Origin of the sequence: Kitasatospora sp. NPDC088861, assembly GCF_044750105.1 — a bacterium.
Taxonomy (GTDB): domain Bacteria; phylum Actinomycetota; class Actinomycetes; order Streptomycetales; family Streptomycetaceae; genus Kitasatospora.
Genome location: NZ_JBIVJF010000035.1, coordinates 65480 through 71916 on the forward strand (window position 1 = coordinate 65480; position 6437 = coordinate 71916).

General features: G+C 73.2%; 5 protein-coding genes. All 5 read right to left on the reverse strand.

The features are described from left to right. Positions 1-120: 120 nt before the first annotated feature. Positions 121-777 carry a YigZ family protein gene (locus ACIP37_RS34030; RefSeq protein ID WP_400812052.1) on the reverse strand — a complete coding sequence of 219 codons (657 nt, stop codon included), beginning with the start codon at positions 775-777 and terminating at the stop codon, positions 121-123. 165 nt (positions 778-942) lie between these two features. Further along, the gene (locus ACIP37_RS34035) at positions 943-2235 is read right to left on the reverse strand and encodes a DUF6986 family protein (RefSeq protein WP_400812054.1); all 1293 of its coding nucleotides are present in this window, start codon (positions 2233-2235) and stop codon (positions 943-945) included. 137 nt (positions 2236-2372) lie between these two features. Then, entirely contained in the window at positions 2373-3962 is a 1590-nt protein-coding gene (locus ACIP37_RS34040; protein WP_400812056.1) for a DUF2637 domain-containing protein, read from the reverse strand. Between the two features lie 201 nt (positions 3963-4163). Beyond that, the gene (locus tag ACIP37_RS34045) at positions 4164-4829 is read right to left on the reverse strand and encodes a response regulator transcription factor (protein WP_063347646.1); all 666 of its coding nucleotides are present in this window, start codon (positions 4827-4829) and stop codon (positions 4164-4166) included. Next, positions 4781-6190 carry a histidine kinase gene (locus ACIP37_RS34050; RefSeq protein ID WP_363586499.1) on the reverse strand — a complete coding sequence of 470 codons (1410 nt, stop codon included), beginning with the start codon at positions 6188-6190 and terminating at the stop codon, positions 4781-4783. Before ACIP37_RS34050 ends, ACIP37_RS34045 begins: the two co-directional genes overlap by 49 nt. Positions 6191-6437 lie beyond the last annotated feature (247 nt).

Sequence of the window (6437 nt, forward strand, 5' to 3'; positions counted from 1 at the left end):
GGGCGGCTTCCTGCTCGACGACCGGACCAGGCTAGGCACGCCCCGCAAGGCTCCGAAACGGATCGGCCGCGATCTGGCCGAATAGGTGGCCGAAAGCGCCGCCGCCCGTCTGCTCCGGCATCAGACCGGCACCTCGACGTACGTCCGGCCGGCCGGGACCGCGACGGCGGTACCGCCGGTCGCCTCGGCCAGCCAGGCGTGGAAGGCCGACACCTCCGGCTGCGGTACGCCCACCTCGATCCGCACCCCGGCCGGTTCGTAGGCCAGGTCGCTGACCGTGTACCCGGCCGCCCGCAGGTCGTTCTCCACCCGCCCCGCGCGCACGTGGTCGGCCGTCACCGCGAGCAGCGCCACCGGCCGCCGCTCCAGCAGACCGACCTCGTCCACCGCCTCGGACACCGCGTTCCCGTACGCCCGCACCAGGCCGCCCGCGCCGAGCTTGATGCCGCCGAAGTACCTGGTCACCACGGCGGCGGTGTCGGTCAGGCCGCGTCGACGCAGCACCTCCAGCATCGGCACCCCGGCGGTGCCGCCGGGCTCGCCGTCGTCGCTGGAACGCTCGCGGCGCTGCTCGTCGCCGACCACGAAGGCGGTGCAGTTGTGCCGCGCGTCCCAGTACTGCTTGCGGATGCCGGCGATGAAGGCCTGCGCCTCCTCCTCGTCGGCGACCCGGGCGAGGTGGCAGATGAACCGGGACTTCTTGATCTCGGTCTCGTGACTGCCGGCCCGCCGGATGGTGAGGTACGGCCTGGCGGTCGGTTCCGGCGTGGCGGACATGACGCGGTGGTTCTCCCGGAAACGGCGACGGCTGGCGGCGCACACCCCGGGCGTCCCGGGGCGGCACCGCCAGCTTAGGGCGTGTCTTGTGGGTCAGGTCGGTCCCGGCCTGACCCACAAGACACGCCACAGGCCCTGGCCGGGCTTCGTCGGCCGGTCGCGGGGTCAGCGCCCGGCCAGGGCGTCCAACCGGGCGCGGTCCAGGCCGGTCAGCGCGGTGACCTCGGCCGGGTCGACGGCGCCGCAGTCCAGGCCGCGCAGCAGGTAGCCGCTGAGCGCCCGGGCGGTGGCCGGCTCGTCCATCACGTCGCCACCCGCCTTGGCGACGTACGCGGCCAGCCGGGCGGCGGCGGCCGCCAGGCCCTCGCGGTAGAAGGAGTACACCGCGACGTAGCGGGTCGGCAGGTGCGCCGGGTGCATGTCCCAGCCCTGGTGGTAGGCGCGGGCCAGCGAGCGGCGGACCAGGTCGTGGTGGAGCTTCCAGGCGGCGTGCACCTGTTCGGTGGAGCCGGTCGGGATGACGTTGGTCGAGCCGTCGGAGAGCCGGACGCCGGTGCCGGACGCGGCCACCTGCATGACCGCCTTCGCGTGGTCGGCGACCGGGTGGTCCATGCTCTGGTGGGCCGCGCTGACGCCGCAGGAGGCGCTGTAGTCGAAGGTGCCGTAGTGCAGCCCGGTGGCGCGGCCCTCGGCCGCCTCGATCATCCGGGCCACGGTGGCCCGGCCGTCCGGGCCGAGGATGGCCTGGGTGGTCTCGATCTGGATCTCGAAGCCGATCCGGCCGGCGGGCAGCCCGGCACGGCGCTCGAAGTCCTCCAGCAGCCGGACCAGCGCGGTGACCTGCTCGGCGTAGGTCACCTTGGGCAGGGTGAGGACCAGGCCGTCCGGCAGGCCGCCGCCGCCGGCCAGCAGGGTGGCCAGGAACAGTTCCAGGGTGCGGATGCCGCGGTCGCGGACGGCCGCCTCCATGCACTTGATCCGGATGCCGAGGTACGGCGGTGCGGTGCCCTCGGCCACGGCGGCGGCGACCAGTTCGGCGGCGCGAACGGCGGCGGCGTCCTCCTCGGCGTCCGGGCGGGGTCCGTAGCCGTCCTCGAAGTCGATCCGCAGGTCCTCGACCGGCTCGCGCTCCAGCTTGGCGCGGACCCGGGCGTGCACGTCGGCGAGCAGTTCGTCGTCGGCCACGCCGAGGGCACGGGCCAGCTCGGCGGGGGTGCCGGCGTGGGTGTCGAAGGCCTCCAGGGCCTGGCGGCCCCACTCCCTTACGGTGTCGGCGGCGAAGGCGTCGGCCGGGACGTAGACGGTGTGCACCGGCTGCCTGGTCCCGGTGTCGCCGGGGTAGCGGCGCGCCAGGTCGGCGTCGACCGGGGCGAGCAGCGCCTCCACGGCGGCGCGGGCGGCGGCGGAGAAGGAGGCCCCGCCCGTCGGTCCGTTACCGTCGACCTCGACCTGCGACATCCGCACTCCTCCACGCCGGACCAGCACTTCAACAGTTTGTTGAGGCGAAGGTAGCTCCGGTCGGACCGGGCGTCAATGGCCGACCGAGCGGTGGGCGGAGGAGCATTCGACGGAGCGTCCGGCCGAGGCGGCCCGGGTCAGTCCCTCCCGGCGGCGGCGTAGCGGTCGCGCAGCTGCGGGTAGAGCTCGGCGACGTCCTTGGGGTGGACCGAGCCGTCCGGGCGGTTGCCGGTGACGCCGTACTGCTTGGTCAGCCACTCGGCGAGGCGCTGTGGGTCGGGCTGGTGCTCGTGGTTGTCCATGTAGCTGACCAGGGCGTCATAGGCCAGGTCCGGATCCAGCCGGGACGGAGCCGAGCGGGGCGCGGACTCCTCGTCGTGGACGGGGAACTGCTCGGCCGCGACGAACTCCTCGCCGTGGACGGGCTGCTCGGCCTGAGCGGGCTGCCCGGCCGGGACGGGCTGCCCGGGGTGGCGGGGCTGCGGCTCGGCGGCGAGCCCCGCCGCCTGAGCGACCTGGGCCTGGGGCTGCTGCGGGAGGACCGGCTCCTCGGCGACCGGGCGCGGGGGCTTGAACCACGGCGAGGCCTGGCCGGGCACCCGCCCGCCGGGGGCGGCGTCGGACGGGTGGCCCGTGGTGCGCACCGGGCGCTCGGTCCACACGTTCAGCTCCTCGCGGTGCGGCTGCGGGGCCTCCTGCGCCACTCCGTCCGGCTCCTGCGCGGCGCGCAGCCGGACGGCCGCCAGCTTCGCCAGCATCGGCGCGGCCACCTCGGCGGACATCGGCGCGACGGCGACCGGAGCCGGGGCCGGGGCCGGGGCCGGTTCGGGCTGGGGTTGGGTCTGGGCCTGGGGTTGGACCTGCTGTATCTGCTGCGGCTGCTGGACCGGCTCCGGGCGGGCCGAAGCGGGAGCCGGGGCGGCGGCGACGGGAGCCGCGGGCGCGGCGGCCTCGGCCTGGGCGATGGCCGTGGCGGCGCGGCCGTCCTGCCGCTGGAGCTCCAGCGCCTCCTTCTCCGCCAGAACCTCCCGAGCCTCGCGCTCGCGCGCCTCCTCGTCCAGACGGTCGAACAGCGTCGGGTCCAGCGGCACCCCGTACTTGGCCAGCTTGAGCGGCAGCAGGGCCTGGATCGGCGCCGAGCGGCGCCAGCCGCGGCCGTACCGGAAGCGCAGCTGCGCCCGGTAGACCAGGCGGTTCTGCTCCAGCCGGACGACCTCGTCGTAGGAGCGCAGCTCCCAGAGCTTCATCCGGCGCCAGAGCTTGAAGGTCGGCACCGGGGAGAGCAGCCAGCGCATCACCCGGACCGAGTCCATGTGCCGGTCGGCCGTGATCGCCGCGATTCGGCCGACCGCGTGCCGGGAGGCCTCGACCACGACCACGAAGAGCACCGGGATGACGGCGTGCATCCCCATGCCAAGTGGATCGCCCCAGGAGGCGGCCGCGTTGAAGGCGATGGTGGCGACGGTCAGCACCCAGGCGGTCTGCCGCAGCATCGGGAAGGGAATCCGCAGCCAGGTCAGTACCAGGTCGAGCGAGAGGAGCACGACGATGCCGGCGTCGACGCCGATCGGAAAGGCGTAGGAGAAGGCCCCGAAGCCCTTCTCCTGGGCCAGTTCGCGCACCGCGTTGTACGAGCCCGCGAAGCCGATGCCCGAAATGATGCAGGCGCCGGCCGCGACCAGGCCGAGCAGGCCCCGATGGGCCTTGGTGAGCGTTGGGCGTGCCATTACGTCTATCAACCCCTGGATGTCGGCTGCTGCCGTACGCTGCCTCGGCTGCCGGTTCCCGCTTGTCGGGGCGCCGGACGGCTGAGCGACCTCCGGGCTCGGCCCACCGGAGTTTACTCGTACACCTGTTTCAGCGTTTCCGCAGCCTGGCGTGTCACCGTCCGGGGCTGACGACCGGCCCGCCGTGGACCGGGCGGATCGTCAGCCCTTCGGCCCGGCCGTTCCGTTGAGGTAGGTCAGCACCGCGAGCACCCGGCGGTTGGCGTCCTCGGCCGGGGCCAGTTCGAGCTTGGTGAAGATGTTGGCGATGTGCTTGGCCACCGCGCCGTCGCTGACCGCCAGGCGGGCGGCGATCGCCGAGTTGGAGCAGCCCTCGGCCATCAGCTCCAGTACCTCGCGCTCGCGCGGGGACAGCCGCAGCAACGGGCCGGGCCGACGCGAGGTGATCTGCATCAGCTTCGCGATCACGTCCGGGTCCATCGCCGTTCCGCCGGCCGCCACCCGGCGGACCGCGTCGATGAACTGGTCGGCGTTGAACACCCGGTCCTTCAGCAGGTATCCGATCCCGCCGGTGCCGTCGGCCAGCAGTTCCCGCGCGTACAGCTGCTGGACGTGCTGCGACAGCACCAGCACCGGCAGGCCCTGGATCTCCTTGCGGGCCTTCAGCGCCGCCTGCAGCCCCTCGTCGGTGAGCGTCGGGGGCAGCCGGACGTCGACCACGGCCACGTCCGGCCGGTGGGTCAGCAACGCCTCCAGCAGTTCGGGGCCCGTCTCCACGGCCGCGGCGATGGTGAAACCGTGCGCTTCCAGCAGTCGGATCAGGCCTTCGCGAAGGAGGTAGAGGTCCTCGGCGAGGACAACTCGCACGGCAGCTCCAAGGTGATGGTGGTCGGACCGCCCGACGTGCTGTCGATGGCGAGGACACCGTCGAAGGTACCCAATCGCCGCTCGATCCCGCGCAGGCCGGTGCCCCGCGACGGATCCGCCACGCCCACCCCGTCGTCCGTCACCGTGATCCGCAGGAGCCCGGCCCGGTACAGGATGTCCACCCACACCTGCTCCGCCCCGGAGTGCTTGGCCGCATTGGCCAGCAGCTCGCAGATGCTGAAGTAGGCCGCCGCCTCCACCGGCGCCGGCGGACGGTCCGGCAGGCTCACGCACACCTCGGTCGGCAGGGCGCTGTCCAGCGCCAAGGCGCGCACGGCGTCGCCCAGTCCACGCTCGGCGAGCACCGGTGGGTGAATGCCGCGAACGAGGTCCCGCAGTTCCTGGAGCGCCCGGGCCGAGGACTGCCGCGCCTCGGAGAGCAACTCCCGAGCTGCTGCCTGATCGGTGTCCATCAGGTGCTCGATCGTGCCCAGCGTCATCCCTATCGCGACCAGTCGCGCCTGCGCGCCGTCGTGCAGGTCCCGCTCGATCCGCCGCAGCTCCGCCGCCTGGTCGCCGACCGCGTCCGCCCTGGTCTCGGTCAGCTCGGCCACCCGCCTGGTCAGCTGGGCGTGCGTCGCCCGGCCGTCCTGGTCCAGTACCCGGCGGGCCACCTCGGCGTACCCGCGCACCGCGTACGGTGCCACGAGCACCCCGACCGCAACCATGCCGAGCCCGAGCGCGGCGCTCAGCAGGACCGACACCAGGCGCGCGGGCACCGGCCCGAACCCGTCCACAGGCAGCGGCGTCAGGATGCAGGCCACGCCCAGCACCATCAGAATGGCCACCGGACCCGCCAGCGCCACCACCAGGACGGGGCTGATGGCCAGCCAGGCCACCTCCGACCGGGTGGTCCGGTCCCGGGCGCCCCAGTGCAGCAGTTGCGCGTACTTCGCGACCGTCCGGGAACGGTGGTACGAGTAGCCCGTCCACCAATGCCCACGTTCGTCCAGCTCCAACGCGGGCCGGGGCTGGTACACGGCCGGCAGGCGGATGCCGTACCAGCGCTCCAGCTGCTGGCGCGTCCGGCTCGCCGTCCGGCGCACGAACAGGACCGCCACCAGGGCGCCGGCGACGGCCGCCACCGCGAGGCCGAACAGGACCACCGGGTAGTAGGAATCCTGGAAGACCGAGGCCGTGACCCCACCTGCCGCCACCGCCGCTCCCACCGGCAGCACCAGCCCCGGCACCGCGCCCACCACCAGGAGGGCCAGCCGCACCAGCCCCTGGCCGCCCGACGCGACGGCCGCCTCGGCCTGCGCGCGCACGGTCACGCCGCTCGTTCGACTCGCTGTTGCCACGGAAACTCCTGATGCCGGTCTCGATCGTCCTCCACAAGTGTTCACGAACGACCCGCTCCAGGCACTGGCCATGCCACCCCAATTGCGAGGTGGTCCTAGCACCACCTGCGGGTGGACATAGCCCGAGCGGATTGTTGAGATTATCCGGAAATGCAAAGAACCCCCATCCGGTTTCCCGGATGGGGGTTCTCTGTGAATGATTGTTCGGCGGCGTCCTACTCTCCCACAGGGTCCCCCCTGCAGTACC

What these genes read in the sequence shown, in the direction of transcription:
- ACIP37_RS34030 (WP_400812052.1), bottom strand. Translation starts at nt 777, where the DNA reads ATGTCCGCCACGCCGGAACCGACCGCCAGGCCGTACCTCACCATCCGG.
- ACIP37_RS34035 (WP_400812054.1), bottom strand. Translation starts at nt 2,235, where the DNA reads ATGTCGCAGGTCGAGGTCGACGGTAACGGACCGACGGGCGGGGCCTCC.
- ACIP37_RS34040 (WP_400812056.1), bottom strand. Translation starts at nt 3,962, where the DNA reads ATGGCACGCCCAACGCTCACCAAGGCCCATCGGGGCCTGCTCGGCCTG.